A 17,822-nucleotide genomic window follows, 5' to 3' on the forward strand; every position below is an offset into this window, starting at 1 on the left:
GGGGCCGTCACGATGGGGGCATGAAAATAGCGCTTGTGGGGGACCGCTCCCCCAGTGTTCGTTCGCATGTCAGGATTCCGCTGCTCATCGAGGCGTTGCGGGAGCGGGAGGGCATCGCGCTCGACCCGTACTGGATTCCCACCACCGACGTGACCGGGCTGGACCGCTTCGACGGCATCTGGGTGCTGCCCGGCAGCCCGTACCGTGACGAGGCCGGCGCGGTCGAGGCCGCGCGCGTCGCCCGCGAGCAGGACATCCCCTTCCTCGGCACGTGCGGCGGGTTCCAGCACATGCTGCTGGAGTACGCGCGGCACGTGTGCGCTCTGGACGTGGCGCACGCCGAGAACGAGCCGGGCCGCGCGACTTCCTGCTCACGCCGCTGGCGTGCTCGCTGGCCGGGCACGAGGGCCTAGTACGGCTGGAGCCCGGCTCGCTGATCGAGCAGATCATCGGCGCGCCCACCACCCTGGAGGCCTACATCTGCTCCTACGGGCTCAACGAGTCCTACAAGCAGACGCTCGCCGCCCACGGGCTGGTGTTCTCCGGGCACGCCGACGACGGAGCGGTGCGGGTGGCCGAACTGCCCGGTCACACGTTCTTCCTGGCCACCATGTTCCAGCCGGAGCTGGCCGGGGACGGACGGCGGCCGCACCCGGTGGTCTCGGCGTTCGCCACGGCGGTCACCCGCCGGCACGCCTCGCGCCAGGCGGCGCACGCGCGTTAGCCGGACGCTACCGGGTGGCCCGCGAACAGACGGACGTCGCAGTGGATCGGGTGGGCCGGATCGTGGATCAGCTCGGCCCAGCGAGCAGGGGCATGAGGATGGTGTCCACGATCCGGGCCAGCTCCGCCCGCGCCGGGGGCTCGCCGGTGAGCAGGAACGTCTGGATGACCAGGGCGGGACCGGTCCGGGCGATCAGCGGAAGCGCCGCGCCGGCTGTGATCTCGCCGCGTGCGGCGGCTTCGTGCAAGGTCGCCTCGATGAGGCGCAGCCGGGGCTCGATGACCCTGGTGCCGAACGCCTCCCTGAGCTCCGGTTCGCGAAGCACCTCGATCATGACGCCGAGGCCGGGATGGGCCGCCTCGCCGGCGAGGGTCCCGGCCATGATCGTGAGCGTGGCGAGCAGGTTGTCCCGGACGGAGCCGGACGGGGCGATCTCGCGGGCCTCGGGCAGCACCCGGAGCAGGGCGTCCAGGACGAGGTCCTTCTTGGAGGGCCAGCGCCGGTAGAGGGCGGCCTTGCCGGTCTGCGCCCGTCGCGCCACCCCCTCCATCGTCACGCCGTTGTAGCCGACGGCGGCGAGTTCTTGCAGGGTCGCCCGATAGATCGCCCGTTCCAGTTCGGTGCCGCGTCGCCGGCTCTGCGGCACCGTCGGCTCTCGCGTCCTGCTGCCTGCCATGCCCGCAATAGTAGACGCTTGCGTCTTCAATCCTGTGACGGTTACTCTGGCCCGGCCATAAGGAACGCTATCGTCTACTAAGAATGGGGTGGTGGGGAATGGCCGGCCCGGAGACACTGACGGCCACCGCGTGCGTGGCCGGATGCGGACCTGCCGGCGCGGTCCTGGGGCTGCTGCTGGCCCGGGCGGGGGTCGAGGTGGTGGTGCTGGAGAAGCACGCCGACTTCCTGCGCGACTTCCGCGGCGACACCGTGCATCCGTCCACGATCGAGGTTCTGGCCGAGCTCGGCCTGGCCGAGCGGTTCCTGGCGTTGCCGCACCACAAGGTCTCGACGGTCGGGTTCGTCCGCGACGGCCGTACGGTGGATGTGGCCGACTTCTCCACCCTTGATCTGAAATATCCCTATATCGCGTTCGTCCCGCAGTGGGATCTTCTCCACCTGCTGGTCTCGGAGGCCGCCCGCCTTCCGCACTTCCGCCTGGTCATGGAGGCCGAGGCGTACGACGTCCGGCGAGAAGGCGGCCGCATCACCGGAGTGCGGTTCCGCACCCCGGACGGCGACCACCACGTGCGGGCGCACCTGACGGTTGCCGCCGACGGCCGGCACTCCGCGGTGCGCCGGGCGGCCGGCCTGCGTCCCCGCGAGTTCGGCGCGCCGATGGACGTGCTGCAGTTCCGGCTCTCCCGCCGCGACACCGACCCGGACGAGGGCTACCACCTGCGCATGGCCGGCGGGAGAGCCGTCGCGGTGATCAACCGGGGCACGTACTGGAACATCGCCTACATGATCCGCAAGGGCGGCTACGAGGAGCTGCGCGGCGCCGGGATCCAGCCACTGCGCGACGATGTCGCCGACCTCGTCGGCTTCCTCGCCGACCGGGTCGGCGAGCTCGCCGGCTTCGAGGACACCAGATTCCTGGAAGTCCGGCTCAACCGGTTGCGGCGCTGGCGCTCCCCCGGGCTGCTGCTGATCGGCGACGCCGCCCACGCCATGTCGCCGATCGCGGGAGTGGGCATCAACCTCGCGGTGCAGGACGCGGTCGCCGCCGCGAACATCCTCACCCGGCACCTCCAGCGGGCCCAGCACACCGGTGAGCCGATCCCGGAGCGGATGACCGCCGCCGTGCAGCGGCGCAGATGGGCGCCCACGGTGACGACCCAGGCGCTGCAGCGGACCGCCCAGCGGTTCGGCATCGATCGCGCGCTGCGCGCGCAGGCCGCACCCGATTACGGCGCGATCGTCCGGATACCGCTCGTGCGGAAGGCGATGAGCCGTCTGCTCGGCGTGGGCGTCCGGCCGGAGCACGTACGCCTCCCCCCGAAGAGCCGATGAGGGGCCGATGAGGGGCCGGTTGAGGGGCCGGTGACGCCGCCCGTGCGCACGCGGGTTCTCATCGTCGGTGCCGGGCCCGCCGGTCTGGTGCTGGCCGCGGTGCTCGCCGCCCATGAGGTGGACTTCACCATCGTGGACGCCAAGTCCGGGCCGGTGACCCAGTCCCGCGCTGCCATCCTGCACGTGCGGACCCTTGAGCTGCTGGACCGGCTGGGACTCGCCGATCGGGCGGTGGCGCAGGGGGTGCGAACGACCGGCGTCGAGATCTTCGAACGAGGTCGCCGGGCAGGAGGCTTCTCCCTCGCCGGGCAGGGGGCCGCGGACCGCACGCCGTTTCCGTACGCTCTGGGCCTGGAACAGGACCGCACCGAACGGCTCCTGGTCGAGTGGCTGGCCGAGCGCGGCCACGGCATCGAGTGGGACACCGAGTTGGTGGCGTTGTCCGACCACCCGGACGGGGCAAGGGCGGTGGTGCGCCGCGCGACCGGCGTGCGCGACACCATCGCGGCCGGGTGGGTGGTGGGCGCGGACGGCGCACGCAGCCGGGTCCGGCGGGCTCTCGGCATCGACTTCCCCGGCGGTACCTACGACCAGACCGGACTGCTCGCCGACGTGGACATCGACTTCCCCGCCGGTGCGGGCCCGCCTGCGGGCACGCTGCGCCTCAACCTCACCCGCGACGGCTTCGTCGGCATGTTCCCCCTGGCAAGCGGCCGTTACCGGCTCTTCGGCGCCGTCCCGCCCGGGCTCGCCCCGCCCGGCACCCGGCAGGAGGCCTCCCACGAGCCCTACGCGGACGTGCCTTCGGCCCGGATCCAGGACTGGTTCGACACCTCCTTCTCCGTCGACGCCCGGCTCACCGCCGCGGCGTGGACGGCCCTGTTCCGGATCCACAGCAGGATCGCCGGGCGATTCCGGGCCGGAAACACCTTCCTCGTCGGTGACGCCGCGCACCTCCACAGCCCGGCCGGCGGGCAGGGCATGAACCTGGCCATCGGCGACGCGTTCAACCTCGGCTGGAAGCTCGCCCTGGCGGCCAACGGGCAGGCGCACGAGCGGCTGCTCGACTCCTATGAGGCAGAGCGCCGCCCCGTCGCCGCGGCGGTGCTGCGCGGTACCGACCGCGCCTTCGCACTCGAAACCCGGCGGCATCCGATCGCGCGGTGGATCAGATCGCACATCGCCGCCCGCCTGCTCGGACCGCTGACGCGGCTACCGGCGGTCCGAGCCGGTGTCTTCCGGCTGTTCTCGCAGACCTGGATCGGCTACCGGCACAGCCCGGCCGTGGCCGGCGGTTCCGGCCGCGCCCGGGGGCCGCGTCCCGGCGACCGCGCACCCTACGGCCGCTTCGAGGCCACCCGGGACGGTGCGCCCGGCGACCTGTTCGACGTCATCGGCGGCACCCCTCACCATGTGCTGCTGTTCGAAGGAGCCGAACCCGGGCCGGCGGTCGCCGCCCACCGCAGGCTGGTCGAGGACCTTCTCGGCCGGTATCCGGTCGAGATGCGCGTCCACACCGTGCCCGCCGGCGAGAAGACCCTGCACGCGCGCTACGGCGCCCGCGGGTCGCGCCTGTTCCTGATCCGGCCTGACGGCCACCTGGCGTACACCGGGCCTCCCCATGAGATCGGCCGTTTCGCCGACTACCTGGACCGGCTCTACACCCGGCACACGACCTCAGCAGACGGCCGATCGGAGCCGGGGATCCAAGGCCGTTGACCAGAAGATCATCAGCCGGTGGCGGGCTCGGCGTGGCGGAGCGTGCGCAGGCCGGGCAGGGCGATCGCGCCGAGGCGGGCGCCGGTGCCCGCATCCAGGCGCAGCACCTGATCCCCCGCCCCGGCCAGCAGCTCACCGCCCAGCAGCGCCAGCCCGCGGGCCGGGCCCGGCAGATCCCAGGCGGCCCGCGGCGCGAGCGTCTCGCCGTCGGCCGCCACCAGCCGCGTGCCCGCCGCCAGGTACAGGCGCCCCGCGCCGGCCGTCGCGTACGCCTCGCCGGTGGTGAGCTTGCCGAGCAGCGCGGAGCGTTCGATCGCCGGCTTCTCCGTGGAGGCCACGACGGCGCGGCCGGTGGAGGCGTCGAACACGTACAGCCTCCTGTCCTGCAACGCCAGCGTGTGCGCCGGCGGCGGGCCGAGCCCGAACGGGGCGGGCAGGTCCAGGCAGTACGCCCAGCGCTGGTCGAGGTGCAGGACGTGCACGAAGGCGTGCACTCCCGGGCTGAGGTCGTGGCCCGCGGCCAGATCGCGGGTGTGCAGGTGGGCGTCCTGGTGGGTGTAGAGGGTGTAGAGGATGTTCTGGGCGGGGTCGAGGACGGCCTGGCGACCCTGGCCGCGCATCTCCTCCTCCTGCCCGGGCGAGATCTGCCGCTTGTCACGCGTCTGCAGCGCGCCCATCGTGCCCTGGGTCAGGTCGTACATGCGCACCCGATAGCGGTCGGGAGCTGCCGGTGGCAGGCGGTCCAGGACGTACATCGCCTGGCCGTCGGGCGAGAACGCCTCCGGCTCGACGTTGCCGTCCAGGTCGAGAGCGCGCGACTCGCCGCCGGCGCTCACGAGCGTGATTCTGGTACGGGTACGCGGCCCCGCCGGCGGGCCCAGCGCGGCCAGGCCGGCGGAGACGGCCTTGATCTGTTCGCCGGCCGCCCGGACGTCGTCGATGACAATGCCTTCCGCGGCCTGGTAGGTGCGCAGATGGCCGCCGTGGAGCTGGTAGAGCGTGGCCCAGCGCGGCTCGGCGACCGCGCCCGGGTAGGTGGCGCGTACCTTGCCGGTGGCCAGGTCGACGACGGCCAGCCCAGTGGCGGTCTCGGCGAACAGGCGCCCGGGCCGGGCGGCGGGCCTGGCCGCGGGCGGGGACTCGGCGGGCTTCGCGGGCGTTTCCGCCGCGCAGGCCGACAGGACGGCCGCGGCGGCGGCCAGGGTGAACGCCTGGCGTCTGGTCCAGGGAGCCATGCTCGTGCTGTGGGGAGGCGTGCCTGTGGTGTGGGGAGCCATGTCCTGCCTACACCGCCCGCCGCGCGCAGGTTCCCGTTCACATGCTGAGCGCGAGTGCGGACAGTTTGCGCAGGGAGCGGCGGACCAGGGCGACGGCGACGGGGTGGGCGAGCGGCCACAGCGCCCGGCCCAGCGGCCCGAACGGCAGGCGCAGCTCCTCGGCCCAGATGACGCGGCTGCCGCGCTCGTGCGGGACCACCCGGATCGCGCCCCGGCCGCGCACCACGCGGCCGGTGTGCGTCACCCGCAGCAGTGCCGGCGGCTCCCAATGGGTGATCGTCATCGTGTCCAGGAAGCCGAACGGCCACACGCCGGTGTAGGCCTCGATGACGTCCTGGCCCACCTGCCGGGCGGTGGTCATGAACATCCACTCCTGGTGCCTGGGCCAGTCGATGATCAGTGCGAACAGCTGCTCCGGCGGCGCCGGCACATGGACGGCGGCGGCCGCGTACACGGGTCTCACCCGAACCCCCGATCCGATGCGTTGCGTGTCTCCCTCATGTGATACCCCCGCTCGGAGGCCGTTGTCGGGGGTGCTGGCTATCCTCGGCTGCATGAAGTACCTGCTCATGATCGGGCTCGACGAGTCCGACGTCCCCGAGGAGATCGCCCGGCACGGATGCGGCGGCTGGAGCGAGGAGATGACCCGGCGCGGCGTCATCCAGGGCGGGGTCGGGCTGCGGCCGGCCACCGAGGCCACCACCGTGCGGGTGCGCGGCGGCGACGTGCTGCTGTCCGACGGGCCGTTCGCCGAGACCAAGGACCAGATCGGCGGGTTCAGCCTGATCGAGTGCGCCGATCTGGACGAGGCCGTCGAGATCGCCTCGGCGCATCCGGTGGCCCGCTACGGCTCGATCGAGATCCGGCCCGTCCTGGACCTATGACCGACCTCGAGGCCGTCTTCCGCCGCGAATGGGGTCAGATCGTCGCCACCCTCATCCGCGTCACCGGCGACTGGGACCTGGCCGAGGAGTGCACCCAGGACGCCTTCGCCGCGGCGCTGGAGCGCTGGCCGCGGGACGGCGTACCGGATCGGCCGGGCGCCTGGCTGACCACGGCCGCCCGCAACCGCGCCACCGACCGGCTGCGCCGCGAGGCCGTCGGCGCCGCCAAGCTGCGCGAGATCGCCCGGCTCGAAGAGGCCGCCGCCAGGCTGCGGCAGAGCGATGGCTTCCCGGAGGACGCCGGGTTTCGGGACGGCGGGTTCCGGGACGGCGGCGCGTCGCTCGGAGAGGCCGGCCTGGGCGGTTTCCCGGATGACCGGTTGCGGCTGATGTTCACCTGCTGCCATCCGGCGCTGTCGCTGCAGGCGCAGGTCGCCCTCACCTTGCGCACGCTGGCCGGGTTGAGCACGGCCGAGATCGGGCGGGCGTTCCTGGTGCCCGAATCGGGCATGTCGCAGCGCCTGGTCAGAGCCAAACGCAAGATCCGGCAGGCGGGCATCCCGTTCCGCGTGCCGGCGCCGCACTTGCTCCCCGAACGCACCCAGGCCGTCCTCGGCGTCCTCTACCTGCTGTTCAACGAGGGCTACGACCGCCAGGACCGGCCCGCCCTGCGCGGCGAGGCCATCCGGCTGGCCCGGCTGCTGGCCCGCCTCATGCCCGGCGAACCGGAGGCGGGCGGACTGCTGGCCCTCATGCTCCTGCACGACGCCCGCCACGCCGCCAGGACCGGCCCCGACGGCACCCTCGTACCCCTGGAGGAGCAGGACCGCGCCCGCTGGGACCGCGCCGCGATCGACGAGGGCCTCGACGTCCTGGACCGGGCGCTCGCCCGCCGCGCCGCGGGCCCGTACCAGGTGCAGGCCGCCATCGCAGCCTGCCACGCCACCGCCGCCGAGGCGGCCGCGACCGACTGGCCGCAGATCGCCGCCCTGTACGACCGGCTGGCCCGCCTGCTGCCCACCCCCGTCGTCGAGCTCAACCGCGCCGTGGCCGTCGCCATGTCCCAGGGCCTGGAGACGGGGCTCGAGCTGGTGGACCGGCTGGCCGACTCCGGCCGGCTGGACGGCTACCACCTGCTGCCCGCCACCCGCGCCGACCTCCTGCGCCGCCTCGGCCGCCCGGCCGAAGCGGCCGGCGCCTACCGGCACGCGCTCGCCCTGGCCGTCACCGACGCCGACCGCCGCTACCTCACTCGCCGCCTGTCGGACCTCAAGGTGTGACGCGGCACCTGCCGTGATGGCCGGCCCTACGCTGAGGGCGTGACAAAGCGGATCACGGCACGGCAGTTCCACGAGGCCGGCGGTGTCGAGGATTGGCGGGTGGGTGAGCGAGGGGGCGTGCACGTACTTGCGCACCGGGTCGTTCGCGGCCGGCGCCCGGCTCGTGCACGCGATCAGTGAGCTGGCCGGCCTCGACGACCACCACCCCGACGTCGACCTGCGGTACGGCGGCGTGACCGTGCGGCTGATCACGATCACACACGACTACTACGGGCTGAGCGAGCGCGACGTCGAGCTGGCCCGGCAGCTCTCGGCGGTGGCGCGCGAGCTGGGCGTGCCCGCCGACCCGGCCGCCGTGCAGACCGTCCAGGTCACGATCGACGCGCGAGGGCACGGCCACGCAAGCATCAGCTCGTGTTACTCCGAGACCCCGCTCTGGAGGCGTCCAGGGTGGTGGCGAGGCTGCGAGCGGCTTCGATCACTGTCTCGCGGCGGCGGGCCAAGGCGGCCTGGTCGGTCTCCTCGTCCAGGACAACGCGGCACATCCTGGGCACCGCGAAGTTCCAGGCGATCAGTCCCATGACGGTGAACAGCAGGTCCTGCGCGGCGCGGACGCGTGCGTCCTCGGGAAGGTGGTGGGCCACGCCTCCGTCCAGGAGATGGTGAACCTTCTCGCGGAAACCGTCACGGCGCTCCCACTCGCCCTCGTCGGGTTCGTCGCACGCCTCCAGCGCCTCCCACAGCAGCAGCCTGATCAGCTCCGGGTGCTCCTGGTACCAGTCGAAGATCTGCCCGACCGACTCGGCCAGCGCGTCGGGATCGATGGAGACGCAGACGCGGACCTCCTCCAGCTTCGCTCGCAAGATGGCGGCGAACAGCTTCTCCTTACTCCCGTAATACAGGTAGATGGCCTGCTTGTTGGCCCTGGCGGCCGTCGCGATCCGGTCGACCCTGGCCCCCGCCAGGCCGTGCTCGGCGAACTCGGTGGCGGCGGCGGCGAAGATCCGCCGTCTGGTGTCCTCCGCGTCATAGGCCATGAACGAATTAAACCATCCGGTTGACTCCTCTCCGTCCAGACGGCAGTATCGAGCCGAGCAATAAAACAACCAGATGGTTTATTTCTTCGAAAGGCTCTCCCATGAGCACTGCGACTCCCATCCCCGTTCGTTCGCCGCTGCCGAGCGCCCTGTCCGGCACGACCGCCGTCCTCATCGGCGGAAGCTCGGGCATCGGGCTGGCCGCGGGCGTCCTGCTACGTTCGGTCGGCGCCCGCGTCGTGCTGGTCGGCCGCGACCCCGACCGGCTGAAGGCCGCCGTCTCCCGGGTGCGAAGCGCGAGCCCGGCCGAGGATCCCGACGACGCCGTGCTGGACGTTCCCGGCGACGGCGGAGACGAGCAGATCCTCGCCGAGGCCTTTGACAGGGCGGGTCACGTCGACCATGTGCTCGTCACCGCGGGCGGCATCAGCGGCACCGGTCCCCTGACCGGGCTGTCGGCCGACGACATCCGCACGACCTTCAACTCCCGCCTCTGGGCGGCCTTCGCTGCCGCCCGCGCGGCGGCGACCCGGCTTCCCGCGGGAGGCTCACTCACGTTCAGCTCGGGGATCCTCGTGGTCCGCCCCGCTCCCGGAATGGCCGCCCCGCTGTCGGTCGGCGGTGCCGTGGAGACCCTCACCAGGGCCCTCGCCGTGGAGCTCGCCCCCGCACGGCTGCGCGTGAACACCGTCCGCTTCGGCCGGATCGACACCCCACTCCTGCGCTCGCTGCCGGGGCTGAACTCCGACGACGCGATCTCCGCCGCCGGATCGACCGCTCCCCTCGGCCGCTTCGGCACCGCCGAGGAAGCCGCCGCCTCGGCCCTCTTCCTCATGGCCAACAACTACATCACCGGCCAGGTCATCACCGTCGACGGCGGCGAAACCTTCACCTGATTCCCTATAGGTCGCCGGCTGCAGCAGACTTCGCCGCCCTTGCCGTCGGAGATCCGGTTGAGGGCGATGGAGATCAGCATCCGGATCATCGGCGGTCCTTTCTCAGCGGGGCTGGTTGCTGGTGCTGCGGCGGGCTGCGGGGTCGCGGCGGGCGACGGCGTCGACGCCGACTCGGGTCGAACGTCGCTCCTGATGGCTATGGGGAGATCGGATGAGGCCGGCCGAGACCCTTCGGCGATGGTCAAGGATGACGCTGCCATGCTCGCCGTGACGCTTCTGCTCGATCGAGACCGCGGCGCGCAGGGCACCCGGTGTGCTTCGCCGGGGCCGACGTTTCATCACAGATGGTCACAATCCGGCTACGACGAACGTACGATATCCGCCGTTCGGGGCGGCTGTGCAGCCAAGATCGACGAACCAGATGACCGCGCCGATCGGGACGATCGGCGCGTGCGTCAACGTTGTCCTCTTGAGCGATGATCACGCTGACTTCGGGAGGTACCTGAGGAACACGGCGCCGCCGGCGAACCGGTGCGTGTCCAGGAGCTCCAGGTGCAAGCGGACATCATTGGGGAGCGCATGCTTGCCGCCTCCGACCACGACGGGCATCAGGAACAGCTGCAGCTCGTCGACCAGGCCGGCTTTGATCGCCTGCCCAGCCAGGTCCGCGCCCCCCACGGTCATGTCATGCCCGGTGGCACGCTTCAGCTGCCCGACCATGCCGGGGTCGAAGTCTCGTTCGATTCGCGTGCGGGCGCTCGACACCGATCTCAGTGTCTTTGAGAACACGACCTTGTCAGCCGCCTGCCAGATCCCGGTGAACTCCCGGACGCAGGACGGCTGGCCGGAGAGGGTGTGGGCGGTCTCCCAGTAGAGCATCGTCTGGTACATCCGACGCCCGTACAGGTAAGTCCCGACCGGCCGCTCGAGGTCGTTGACGAACGCGAGCACCTCCTCGTCGGGCGCCGCCCAGTCGAAGTTGCCGCCCTCGTCTTCGACGTAGCCATCAGCCGAGGCGATCGCCGAGTAGATCAGCTGGCCCATGCTTTACCCTCTCATCTCGGTGCCTGCCGCGCTGTGGACGGCGGCCGTTACACAAGTAGACCTGGCCTGGCTGCCGGAATCATCGGCACGGGGTGTAGTGCACGCGGCAGGGAGCAGAATGGCGTGATCTGCGCGCAGCCATGCGCCCCTTGGGCACCTCCATCTGTCGCGCAGAGTCGGCGATCTGCCTGGGCGGGACTGCTCATTCTCCGTAACCACCGCTGTCGGGCTGAGGCTGCCATCGGGCGGGGCCGGCAGGCGTGATGCTCACGAAGTTGTCGCCGTCCGCCAGAAGATCAAGGTCCCGGCCGTGCTCACAATGAGGACGCCACGTGACGCGTAACAGTCGTCCGGGACGTAGCGGGGTCCAGGTCTTGCCGGCGCTTGGCAGGCAGGTGGCAGAGTCGGCGTATGAATGACGACGGAGCCGTGGTTCGCGGTGAGCTGACGATCGAGGGGCGGGTGCGTGGCTTCACGATCCGGCTGCCGCGCGCGGCCTCGGGTGGCGGCCCGAGGCCTCTCGTGCTGGTGCTGCACGGAAACCACCCGGAGGCCGGCGGCTGGATGATGCGCGAGTGGACCACGTTCGGCCAGCAGGCGGACCTCCGGGGGTCGCGAACTGTTGGCTGTTGAGTAGGCATGAGTGTGTATGGTGCGTCTGTAGTTGCGCTTTGATCTTCGTGTGAGGTTGACGGAATGGGCGTGCGCAGGGGGTCAGTCGTCATACAGGCATACCCCTTGTTCGTAGCGACACGCCCGGGGGGTTCCGGCTGAGCGGGGTCCGGTCCGCGCACGGTCGTGATCAATATCGACGCCGGCACCGCCGTGGAGACGATCGGCGGTCTGGGGCCTTCTGCGCCCGTGTCTCTTCCCGCGGCCTTAAGGATGATCGTGCGCGGCGGGTCGCCCGTCCTTTCTGGTCCTGACCGAGCCTGCTCGATCACCCCGTCTATCCCGGCCGGATGCCGGTCCGTGGTGACGTGGGCGGATCTGAGCGACGGGTGGTGTCTGCGAATCGCTCAAACGTTCTACCCAGCAGGGTCAGATGTTGGTAGTCTAATCGTCACTGTCTGTGAAAGCTCGGGGTGGGGTGCATGTCATGCAGGCGCACTGGTTCGCTTCCGCTGGAGATGTGCCAGCCTCGTGGCGCGGCCGCCGGTCGCTGAACGGGCGTGCCTGCCCGGTGCTGGAGGCAGCCGCGCATGGCTGACAGCTCCTTGCGGCCGATCGAGGCGCCGTTCGTGGCTGCCGGGCCGTCCGGGGTGGCGATCCGGGACCGGCTCAAGGACCTGACCCTGCAGGATGAGCAGGTGCTGCGGCTGGTGGGCGCGCATCTCGGCGCGCTGGCCTCGAAGGATCTTGCGGTGCGCTGCCGTGATGGGCTGGAGCACTCCCCCGACAGGTGGGCGGCGCGCAAGCGGGAGCTGACGCCGGACTCCTCGGCGCGCTGGGCCGGGGCCATCACCAAGGCCACCCATGACCAGTGGGCGCTGGCCCGGCGCTGCCAGCTGGCCCACATCCAGTCGCTTGAGGCAGGTATCCGTACGATCGCGCATCGGCTGTCTCAGCCGATCGGGCGAAGGGTTCGAAGAGGGCGCCGGGCGGCTACCGCAGCACGCAGGAATGGTTCGCCAAGTCCCGCCGCCTGCACGTGCTGACCGACCGGCTGGCACGCGAGCGTGCCGACCACCACGCCGGGCGGGTGCGCGTCGTGCGGGGCGGCAAGCGGCTGGCCCGCAACCGGCACCACCTTGCCGCCGCACAGCTCACCGAGGTCGAATGGCGGCAACGGTGGGAGGCCGAGCGGTGGTTCCTGCACGCCGACGGCGAGTCGGGCAAGCGCTACGGCAACGAGACCATCCGCGTCACGCCCGACGGCGAGGTGTCGATCCGGCTGCCCGCGCCGCTGGCGCACCTGGCCAACGCGCCGCACGGCCGCTACGCCCTGGGGTGCCGGGTGGCCTTCGCACACCGCGGCGCCGAATGGGCCGACCGGATCGCAGCCAACCGTGCCGTGGCCTACCGCATCCACCTGGACGTGGCCCGTGGCCGCTGGTACCTGACCGCCTCCTGGCAACGCCCCCCGGCCCCGGCCCTCCCCCTGTCCGCCGCGCTCGCCCACGGCGTGATCGGCGTGGACACCAATGCCGATCATCTGGCCGCCTGGCGGCTGGACGTGCACGGCAACCCGATCGGCAACCCGCGCCGCTTCGGCTACGACCTGGCCGGCACCGCCGAGCACCGCGACGCCCAGGTCCGCCACGCCCTGACCCGCCTGCTGCGCTGGGCGCGCTCGTGCGGCGTGAGCGCGATCGCCATCGAAGACCTCGACTTCGCCGCCGAGAAGACCCGCGAGAAACACGGCCGCAACAAGCGGTTCCGGCAGCTCATCTCCGGCATGCCCACCGGCAGACTCCGCGCCCGGCTCACCTCGATGGCCGACGCCACCGGCATCACGATCATCGCCATCGATCCGGCATACACCTCCAAGTGGGGCGCCCAGCACTGGCAGGCCCCACTGACCAGTGCGACCCGCAACACCACCCGCCACGACGCAGCCGCCGTGGCCGTCGGCAGACGCGCCCAGCAGCACCCGATCCGGCGACGGACGCCACCGCCCCCGCACGACCAGAGCGATCGTGCGGGGCATCGGAGCGTCCAGGCCGACCGGCGTGTTGCCGGGCGTGAGGGAACCCGCCACCGCACACCGGACCACGCACACGATGCGCCGGGCCCGGACGCGGCCAGAACACGGGGGACCAGCGCGCCCAACACCGTTCGGGGCGCGCCAGTGCAACTCATGTTCACTGGATAACAACGGTGGGTGATCGCCTACCCCGACGGCCACGGCGGCTGCTGGGCCGACGGCCGGGGCGTCACCACCGCCGAGGAGGCGGGAGTGGACGACGTCGCCTTCCTGCGGGCGCTGATCGACCACGCGGCCGACCGGTACGCAACCGCGCCGGACCAGACCGTGGTGGCAGGCGTCTCCAACGGCGTCTGCCGTCGGGTCAAGCGCCGCCACCCTGCGCGCGTGGTGGGGCGCGTAGGGTGGCGGACGGTGACCCGAAGGAGGCGCTCACCCGCCGACGTGGTGGCTAGGCGACTCGGACGGGCTGGTAGGTGAGGAAGGCGAGGCCGTCACCGACGGTGCGGGTGTCGACCAGACGCATGGGCTTCACGCCGCTGGTCTGACCGAAGAGCCGCTCGCCTGCCCCAACCACGAACGGGTAGGTCATCAGCCGCAGTTCGTCGACGAGGTCATGCTCTATCAGCGTGTGCGCGAGGCGGCCGCTGCCGTAGACGACGATGTCCCCGTTCACCTGCTGCTTCAGCTTCGAGACCTCCTTCACCACGTCGCCCGTCAGGACCGTCGAGTTGTTCCAATCGGGACCTTCGAGGGCGCAGGAGGAGACGACGTACTTGGGCAGGCTTCGCAACCTGTCCGCCCACTCGCCACTGCGGGATGCCCAGCCACGTGCGACGAACCACGCGTAGCTGTGTCGCCCCAGCAGCAGGGCCTCGGCCCCCAGCGCCTCCTCGAACTCGATCTTGGCCCACGCTTCGCGGTCCTTGTCCCCAATTCGGGTGAACCAGCTGCCGCGCCCGAAGCCGTCCTCACCGGTCGGGTTGTCCTGGATGACTCCGTCGAGCGAGACGTTCTCGCTGATGACGATCTTTCCCATGTCGGTTCTCCCTTTGTCCGCGTTGTCGGCTACCACCGATCTAGACGCCGCGACGTCGGGAAAGGGGGCGCTCATCAACCGCCCCGTTCGCCCCTCGGCCGGCGTCCATACAGGATGGAAGCGCGACACGGTGCAGGAGAGAGGTGGCCAAAGTGGAGTTGGCGAGAGCCGACCTGATCAGCAGGGCGCGGGCTGGGGACGGCGAGGCGTTCCGAGCGCTGACCGAGCCGCACCGCCGCGAGCTCCAGGTGCACTGCTACCGGATGCTCGGATCGTTCCAGGACGCCGAGGATGCCCTCCAGGACATCTTGTTGTCCGCCTGGCGGGGTCTCGGAGGGTTCGACGGTCGCGCCTCGATCCGCACCTGGCTCTACCGGATCGCCACCAACAGGTGCCTCGACGCGCTTCGCTCGGCCAGCCGGCGCCCGGCCAAGGAGTGGGACATCCCCGGGGTTGAACCGCCCGAGCCGACCCGGCTCGGCGAGATCGTCTGGCTCGAGCCATATCCCGACGCCCTCCTCGAAGGTGCGATCAATCTGCCGCTCGGCCCGGAGGCCCGCTACGAGCAGACCGAATCCATCTCTCTGGCCTTCGTGACCGCACTTCAGGTCCTGCCGCCTCGCCAGCTCGCCGTCCTCATCTTGCGCGACGTCCTCGGATTCCACGCCAGCGAGGTGGCCGACATGCTGGAAACGACCGTCGAATCGGTCAAGAGCGCCCTCAAGCGGGCGCGCGCCGGCCTGCAGCGCCGACGATTGACGGTCGCCGACCGCGAACCGCCTCCCGCCGCCGATTCACCCGCCGAGGATGCGATCGTGGCGAAGTTCGTCAGCGCGTACGAGTCCGCCGACATCGACGCGCTGGTGGCCCTGTTGACCGACGACGTCTTCATGTCCATGCCACCGCTGCCCCTCGAATACGAGGGCCGAGACGTCGTGGCCCGCTTCTGCGCCGACATGTTCGGCTCAGGCCGCAGGTTCGACCTCGTGCCGACGCGAGCCAACGGTCAGCCGGCGTTCGGAGCCTACCTGCGCGCTCCTTCCGGCATCCGCCACGGGACCGGCCTGTTCGTCCTCACCCTCGCAGGCGACCGGATCTGCGCCATGACCCGCTTCGAAAACAGCGTGCTCCCATCGTTCGGGCTACCACGATCGCTCCCGAGCCGATAGCCGGCCTCCCGGGGGATATGCGCGCCAGCGAAACACACACCGGCGGATGTGCTGGCGCGGCTATCGGGCGAGCTTTTCGTCACCCCGGGTTCGTCATGGCGTAGTGGGCAGGCCCGTCAGGTCCAGACGGCGGTCGGTCCCGTAGCTGGATCTCCCCGTACGGGGTCAGGTTGGTGTCGATGCCGGCAGACCCGGATCCCTGCTTCATGACTGCCCCACTCCTCTTGACGGGGCCTGAGACGGTGGCGTCCTTCCTGCCGATGGCCACCGACAGTTACGCCGGCCCCCGTTCTGTCCCGATCAAGGAGATCATTCCCTGGCTTGCTTGATCTCCTTGATCGCCCGTGTGATCTCGCGCTCGGCCGGCTCCTTGGTCACGCCGAGATCCGCCAGCGCCCGCACCACGGACCCCTCCTCCAGCGACAGGACGCCGAGCAGGATGTGCTCGGTGCCCACGAAGTCGTGACCCAGCCGCAACCCCTCGCGCAGCGTCAGATCCAGTGCCTTCTTGCCCTGCACGGAGAACGGCGTGATCATCTGCGGCGGGTTCCCGCCGCCCGGCCCGAGCACGGCCGTGACGGCGTCCTTGACCGAGTCAAGTGACGCGCCGAGTGCCACCATGGTCGCGGCCGCCAGCGCCTCGGGCTCGCGCAGCAGGCCGAGCACCAGGTGGCCGGGCTCGATGTGGTCGTGGCCCGTTGCCCGCGCCTCCTCCTGCGCCTTCACGACGACGCTGCGGGCCCGGTCGGTGAAGCGGGAGTAGGTGCGCATGTCGGCGGCCAAGCCGGAGCCGCCGTCCTTGGGCACGAACCGCTTCTGCGCGGCCTGCTTGCTGACGCCCATGCTGCGCCCGATGTCGGTCCAGGAGGCGCCGGAGTGCCTGGCCTGGTCGACGAAGTGGCCGATCAGGTGGTCGGCCACTTCGCCGATGTGCTCACCCAAGGTCACCGCGTCCGACAGCTCGCCCAGGGGGTCGCCGTCGGGGTGCCGGGTCTTGATCGCGGTGATCAGGTCGTGGAGACGTACGGTACTTTCCATGCGTCAACCATAGGTTGACGGTCGCCTACCGTCAACCCGAAGTTGACGACCTGAGACTCACAGAGATAGTTGTCATCTGCCAGGGATAACTGTCACCAAGATCAACTTGGGTGTTGTCGGGAGGTCGAGTCATGACGTCCGCCTGTGACTGCGAGTGACGAAAAGTTGCTGGCGAGCGTATTACTGGTGGATGCCCTGGGTGGATATGCCGACCGCTGCGCCGAGTTCGGCCCAGCTCACCGGCTTTGGCAGATTCCGCGCGATGGTGAGGGCTTCGTGCCTGCGCAGATCACGCCCTCGCGCACGGCCTCCCCGACCGGCTCGAGCCGCTGGCCATTGCCACCTCAACCCGCATGCTGATTTATCACTTCGGCACCCGCGACGCCCTGCTGCGGGCCGTCCTTGGGCACGCGCGGCAACGCCAGCTCGACGCGTTCGGCGACCTCCTGCGGGCGCGACCCGACGAGCCGTACACGGCCACCCTGAACCGCGCCTGGACCTCCATCACCGGCCCGGACGGGCAGCCGTACCTGCGGATGTTCGGTCAGCTGCGCGAGAGTGCAGAGCAGCAGTTGTGGCCCAACTTCCGGCGCACCGCGACGACCGACTGGCTCGGGCCGCTCGAGGACGGCCTGCGCAGCATCGGCCGGCCGGATCTCGCGACGCTCGTTCTCGCTGTCATCCGTGGTCTCCTCATGGACCTCGACGCCACCGGCGACGCCACCCGCACCGACCGGGCCTTCCGCGACTTCCTCGGCGCAGTCGAGCACCTGTCCAGTGACGAAACGCGACACGGGCGGCATCCGGACTTGCCGATGTGAGTGAGTCAGCTAGGTCGCATGCCTATGCGCCGTAACGCATGCTGATTCGTACTCCGAGCGAGCGAATGCCCCCAGATCGCCGATTCAGGCGCGCGAAGGCATAGGCCAAGTGTGGTTCGACGTGCAACCGGACGACTTGAGCACCGCCGGGTCATGCGCGACAGCGCTCGCTCGACGTCATCGGACCGACAGTCTCGGTCGCGTCGAGGTCACCGACCGCGACGACATGCCGCTCGG

22 protein-coding genes and 1 pseudogene are annotated in these 17,822 nt (G+C 70.8%); 15 read left to right on the forward strand and 8 right to left on the reverse strand.

Annotated elements, in window-relative coordinates; all coding sequences use genetic code 11:
- Window positions 1–20: 20 nt before the first annotated feature.
- Window positions 21–413 carry a glutamine amidotransferase-related protein gene (locus ACFLIM_RS42090; RefSeq protein ID WP_393174912.1) on the forward strand — a complete coding sequence of 131 codons (393 nt, stop codon included), beginning with the start codon at window positions 21–23 and terminating at the stop codon, window positions 411–413.
- Entirely contained in the window at window positions 317–724 is a 408-nt protein-coding gene (locus tag ACFLIM_RS42095) for a hypothetical protein (protein WP_393174914.1), read from the forward strand. The genes ACFLIM_RS42090 and ACFLIM_RS42095 overlap by 97 nt, the downstream gene beginning before the upstream one ends.
- Before the next feature lie 67 nt (window positions 725–791).
- On the opposite strand, the gene ACFLIM_RS42100 is transcribed toward ACFLIM_RS42095, so the two are convergent.
- Window positions 792–1,400: a TetR/AcrR family transcriptional regulator gene (locus ACFLIM_RS42100; RefSeq protein ID WP_393174916.1), complete on the reverse strand. Its 609-nt coding sequence runs from the start codon at window positions 1,398–1,400 to the stop codon at window positions 792–794.
- Window positions 1,401–1,498: 98 nt separating this feature from the next.
- On the opposite strand from ACFLIM_RS42100, the gene ACFLIM_RS42105 reads away from it, so the two are divergent.
- Complete coding sequence (locus tag ACFLIM_RS42105; protein ID WP_393174918.1) at window positions 1,499–2,734, forward strand: FAD-dependent oxidoreductase; 1,236 nt, start codon at window positions 1,499–1,501, stop codon at window positions 2,732–2,734.
- Between the two features lie 42 nt (window positions 2,735–2,776).
- Window positions 2,777–4,453: an FAD-dependent monooxygenase gene (locus ACFLIM_RS42110; RefSeq protein ID WP_393174921.1), complete on the forward strand. Its 1,677-nt coding sequence runs from the start codon at window positions 2,777–2,779 to the stop codon at window positions 4,451–4,453.
- 11 nt (window positions 4,454–4,464) lie between these two features.
- Here the strand turns inward: ACFLIM_RS42110 and ACFLIM_RS42115 are convergent, their stop codons facing one another.
- On the reverse strand, window positions 4,465–5,688 hold the full coding sequence (locus tag ACFLIM_RS42115; RefSeq protein ID WP_393174923.1) for a hypothetical protein: 1,224 nt from the start codon (window positions 5,686–5,688) through the stop codon (window positions 4,465–4,467).
- Window positions 5,689–5,767: 79 nt separating this feature from the next.
- Window positions 5,768–6,193: an SRPBCC family protein gene (locus ACFLIM_RS42120; RefSeq protein WP_393174926.1), complete on the reverse strand. Its 426-nt coding sequence runs from the start codon at window positions 6,191–6,193 to the stop codon at window positions 5,768–5,770.
- 91 nt (window positions 6,194–6,284) lie between these two features.
- Here ACFLIM_RS42120 and ACFLIM_RS42125 point away from each other — a divergent pair, with 91 nt between their 5' ends.
- From ACFLIM_RS42125 to ACFLIM_RS42135, 3 genes and pseudogenes are all read left to right on the forward strand, one after another.
- Complete coding sequence (locus tag ACFLIM_RS42125; RefSeq protein WP_393174928.1) at window positions 6,285–6,614, forward strand: YciI family protein; 330 nt, start codon at window positions 6,285–6,287, stop codon at window positions 6,612–6,614.
- Window positions 6,611–7,894, forward strand: coding sequence for an RNA polymerase sigma factor (locus tag ACFLIM_RS42130; RefSeq protein ID WP_393174930.1), 1,284 nt, complete (start codon window positions 6,611–6,613; stop codon window positions 7,892–7,894). The genes ACFLIM_RS42125 and ACFLIM_RS42130 overlap by 4 nt, the downstream gene beginning before the upstream one ends.
- Window positions 7,895–7,997: 103 nt before the next feature.
- Window positions 7,998–8,150, forward strand: a pseudogene (locus ACFLIM_RS42135) (4a-hydroxytetrahydrobiopterin dehydratase); the annotation flags it as partial.
- A gap of 151 nt (window positions 8,151–8,301) precedes the next feature.
- On the opposite strand, the gene ACFLIM_RS42140 reads toward ACFLIM_RS42135, so the two are convergent.
- Window positions 8,302–8,931, reverse strand: a complete 630-nt coding sequence (locus ACFLIM_RS42140) for a TetR family transcriptional regulator (RefSeq protein ID WP_393174932.1) — start codon at window positions 8,929–8,931, stop codon at window positions 8,302–8,304.
- 101 nt (window positions 8,932–9,032) lie between these two features.
- Here ACFLIM_RS42140 and ACFLIM_RS42145 point away from each other — a divergent pair, with 101 nt between their 5' ends.
- Together ACFLIM_RS42145 and ACFLIM_RS42150 are read left to right on the forward strand one after the other, a co-directional pair.
- A complete protein-coding gene (locus ACFLIM_RS42145; RefSeq protein ID WP_393174934.1) occupies window positions 9,033–9,827 on the forward strand; it encodes an SDR family oxidoreductase in 795 nt (264 codons plus the stop codon).
- A 66-nt stretch (window positions 9,828–9,893) separates the two neighbouring features.
- Window positions 9,894–10,307 carry a hypothetical protein gene (locus tag ACFLIM_RS42150; protein ID WP_393174936.1) on the forward strand — a complete coding sequence of 138 codons (414 nt, stop codon included), beginning with the start codon at window positions 9,894–9,896 and terminating at the stop codon, window positions 10,305–10,307.
- Here the strand turns inward: ACFLIM_RS42150 and ACFLIM_RS42155 are convergent, their stop codons facing one another.
- Window positions 10,308–10,871, reverse strand: coding sequence for a dihydrofolate reductase family protein (locus ACFLIM_RS42155; protein ID WP_393174938.1), 564 nt, complete (start codon window positions 10,869–10,871; stop codon window positions 10,308–10,310).
- A 411-nt stretch (window positions 10,872–11,282) separates the two neighbouring features.
- On the opposite strand from ACFLIM_RS42155, the gene ACFLIM_RS42160 reads away from it, so the two are divergent.
- The 4 genes from ACFLIM_RS42160 to ACFLIM_RS42175 all read left to right on the forward strand — a co-directional run bounded on the left by ACFLIM_RS42160 (window position 11,283) and on the right by ACFLIM_RS42175 (window position 13,998).
- Complete coding sequence (locus ACFLIM_RS42160; RefSeq protein ID WP_393174940.1) at window positions 11,283–11,504, forward strand: hypothetical protein; 222 nt, start codon at window positions 11,283–11,285, stop codon at window positions 11,502–11,504.
- A gap of 569 nt (window positions 11,505–12,073) precedes the next feature.
- Window positions 12,074–12,529 carry a hypothetical protein gene (locus ACFLIM_RS42165; RefSeq protein ID WP_393174942.1) on the forward strand — a complete coding sequence of 152 codons (456 nt, stop codon included), beginning with the start codon at window positions 12,074–12,076 and terminating at the stop codon, window positions 12,527–12,529.
- A complete protein-coding gene (locus tag ACFLIM_RS42170; protein ID WP_393174945.1) occupies window positions 12,523–13,686 on the forward strand; it encodes a hypothetical protein in 1,164 nt (387 codons plus the stop codon). Before ACFLIM_RS42165 ends, ACFLIM_RS42170 begins: the two co-directional genes overlap by 7 nt.
- Before the next feature lie 9 nt (window positions 13,687–13,695).
- Complete coding sequence (locus ACFLIM_RS42175; protein ID WP_393174947.1) at window positions 13,696–13,998, forward strand: hypothetical protein; 303 nt, start codon at window positions 13,696–13,698, stop codon at window positions 13,996–13,998.
- Here ACFLIM_RS42175 and ACFLIM_RS42180 read toward each other — a convergent pair.
- A complete protein-coding gene (locus ACFLIM_RS42180; protein WP_393174949.1) occupies window positions 13,970–14,557 on the reverse strand; it encodes a dihydrofolate reductase family protein in 588 nt (195 codons plus the stop codon). The genes ACFLIM_RS42175 and ACFLIM_RS42180 overlap by 29 nt on opposite strands.
- A 152-nt stretch (window positions 14,558–14,709) precedes the next feature.
- On the opposite strand from ACFLIM_RS42180, the gene ACFLIM_RS42185 reads away from it, so the two are divergent.
- The gene (locus tag ACFLIM_RS42185) at window positions 14,710–15,726 is read left to right on the forward strand and encodes a sigma-70 family RNA polymerase sigma factor (protein ID WP_393174951.1); all 1,017 of its coding nucleotides are present in this window, start codon (window positions 14,710–14,712) and stop codon (window positions 15,724–15,726) included.
- 79 nt (window positions 15,727–15,805) lie between these two features.
- On the opposite strand, the gene ACFLIM_RS42190 is transcribed toward ACFLIM_RS42185, so the two are convergent.
- Both ACFLIM_RS42190 and ACFLIM_RS42195 read right to left on the reverse strand, forming a co-directional pair.
- Window positions 15,806–15,934, reverse strand: a complete 129-nt coding sequence (locus tag ACFLIM_RS42190; RefSeq protein WP_393174954.1) for a hypothetical protein — start codon at window positions 15,932–15,934, stop codon at window positions 15,806–15,808.
- Window positions 15,935–16,035: 101 nt separating this feature from the next.
- Window positions 16,036–16,764 (reverse strand): Clp protease N-terminal domain-containing protein, encoded by a 729-nt coding sequence (locus ACFLIM_RS42195; RefSeq protein ID WP_393174956.1) that lies wholly within the window; start codon window positions 16,762–16,764, stop codon window positions 16,036–16,038.
- A gap of 353 nt (window positions 16,765–17,117) precedes the next feature.
- Here ACFLIM_RS42195 and ACFLIM_RS42200 point away from each other — a divergent pair, with 353 nt between their 5' ends.
- Window positions 17,118–17,585, forward strand: a complete 468-nt coding sequence (locus ACFLIM_RS42200; protein ID WP_393174959.1) for a hypothetical protein — start codon at window positions 17,118–17,120, stop codon at window positions 17,583–17,585.
- Window positions 17,586–17,822: the final 237 nt, after the last annotated feature.

The sequence above is a fragment of the Nonomuraea marmarensis genome, assembly GCF_043197025.1.
Classification (GTDB): domain Bacteria; phylum Actinomycetota; class Actinomycetes; order Streptosporangiales; family Streptosporangiaceae; genus Nonomuraea; species Nonomuraea marmarensis.

What these genes read in the sequence shown, in the direction of transcription:
- ACFLIM_RS42165 (WP_393174942.1), top strand. Translation starts at nt 12,074, where the DNA reads ATGGCTGACAGCTCCTTGCGGCCGATCGAGGCGCCGTTCGTGGCTGCC.
- ACFLIM_RS42200 (WP_393174959.1), top strand. Translation starts at nt 17,118, where the DNA reads ATGCTGATTTATCACTTCGGCACCCGCGACGCCCTGCTGCGGGCCGTC.
- ACFLIM_RS42115 (WP_393174923.1), bottom strand. Translation starts at nt 5,688, where the DNA reads ATGGCTCCCTGGACCAGACGCCAGGCGTTCACCCTGGCCGCCGCCGCG.
- ACFLIM_RS42150 (WP_393174936.1), top strand. Translation starts at nt 9,894, where the DNA reads ATGGAGATCAGCATCCGGATCATCGGCGGTCCTTTCTCAGCGGGGCTG.
- ACFLIM_RS42180 (WP_393174949.1), bottom strand. Translation starts at nt 14,557, where the DNA reads ATGGGAAAGATCGTCATCAGCGAGAACGTCTCGCTCGACGGAGTCATC.
- ACFLIM_RS42130 (WP_393174930.1), top strand. Translation starts at nt 6,611, where the DNA reads ATGACCGACCTCGAGGCCGTCTTCCGCCGCGAATGGGGTCAGATCGTC.
- ACFLIM_RS42125 (WP_393174928.1), top strand. Translation starts at nt 6,285, where the DNA reads ATGAAGTACCTGCTCATGATCGGGCTCGACGAGTCCGACGTCCCCGAG.
- ACFLIM_RS42190 (WP_393174954.1), bottom strand. Translation starts at nt 15,934, where the DNA reads ATGAAGCAGGGATCCGGGTCTGCCGGCATCGACACCAACCTGACCCCG.
- ACFLIM_RS42105 (WP_393174918.1), top strand. Translation starts at nt 1,499, where the DNA reads ATGGCCGGCCCGGAGACACTGACGGCCACCGCGTGCGTGGCCGGATGC.
- ACFLIM_RS42155 (WP_393174938.1), bottom strand. Translation starts at nt 10,871, where the DNA reads ATGGGCCAGCTGATCTACTCGGCGATCGCCTCGGCTGATGGCTACGTC.
- ACFLIM_RS42140 (WP_393174932.1), bottom strand. Translation starts at nt 8,931, where the DNA reads ATGGCCTATGACGCGGAGGACACCAGACGGCGGATCTTCGCCGCCGCC.
- ACFLIM_RS42145 (WP_393174934.1), top strand. Translation starts at nt 9,033, where the DNA reads ATGAGCACTGCGACTCCCATCCCCGTTCGTTCGCCGCTGCCGAGCGCC.
- ACFLIM_RS42160 (WP_393174940.1), top strand. Translation starts at nt 11,283, where the DNA reads ATGAATGACGACGGAGCCGTGGTTCGCGGTGAGCTGACGATCGAGGGG.
- ACFLIM_RS42100 (WP_393174916.1), bottom strand. Translation starts at nt 1,400, where the DNA reads ATGGCAGGCAGCAGGACGCGAGAGCCGACGGTGCCGCAGAGCCGGCGA.
- ACFLIM_RS42090 (WP_393174912.1), top strand. Translation starts at nt 21, where the DNA reads ATGAAAATAGCGCTTGTGGGGGACCGCTCCCCCAGTGTTCGTTCGCAT.
- ACFLIM_RS42195 (WP_393174956.1), bottom strand. Translation starts at nt 16,764, where the DNA reads ATGGAAAGTACCGTACGTCTCCACGACCTGATCACCGCGATCAAGACC.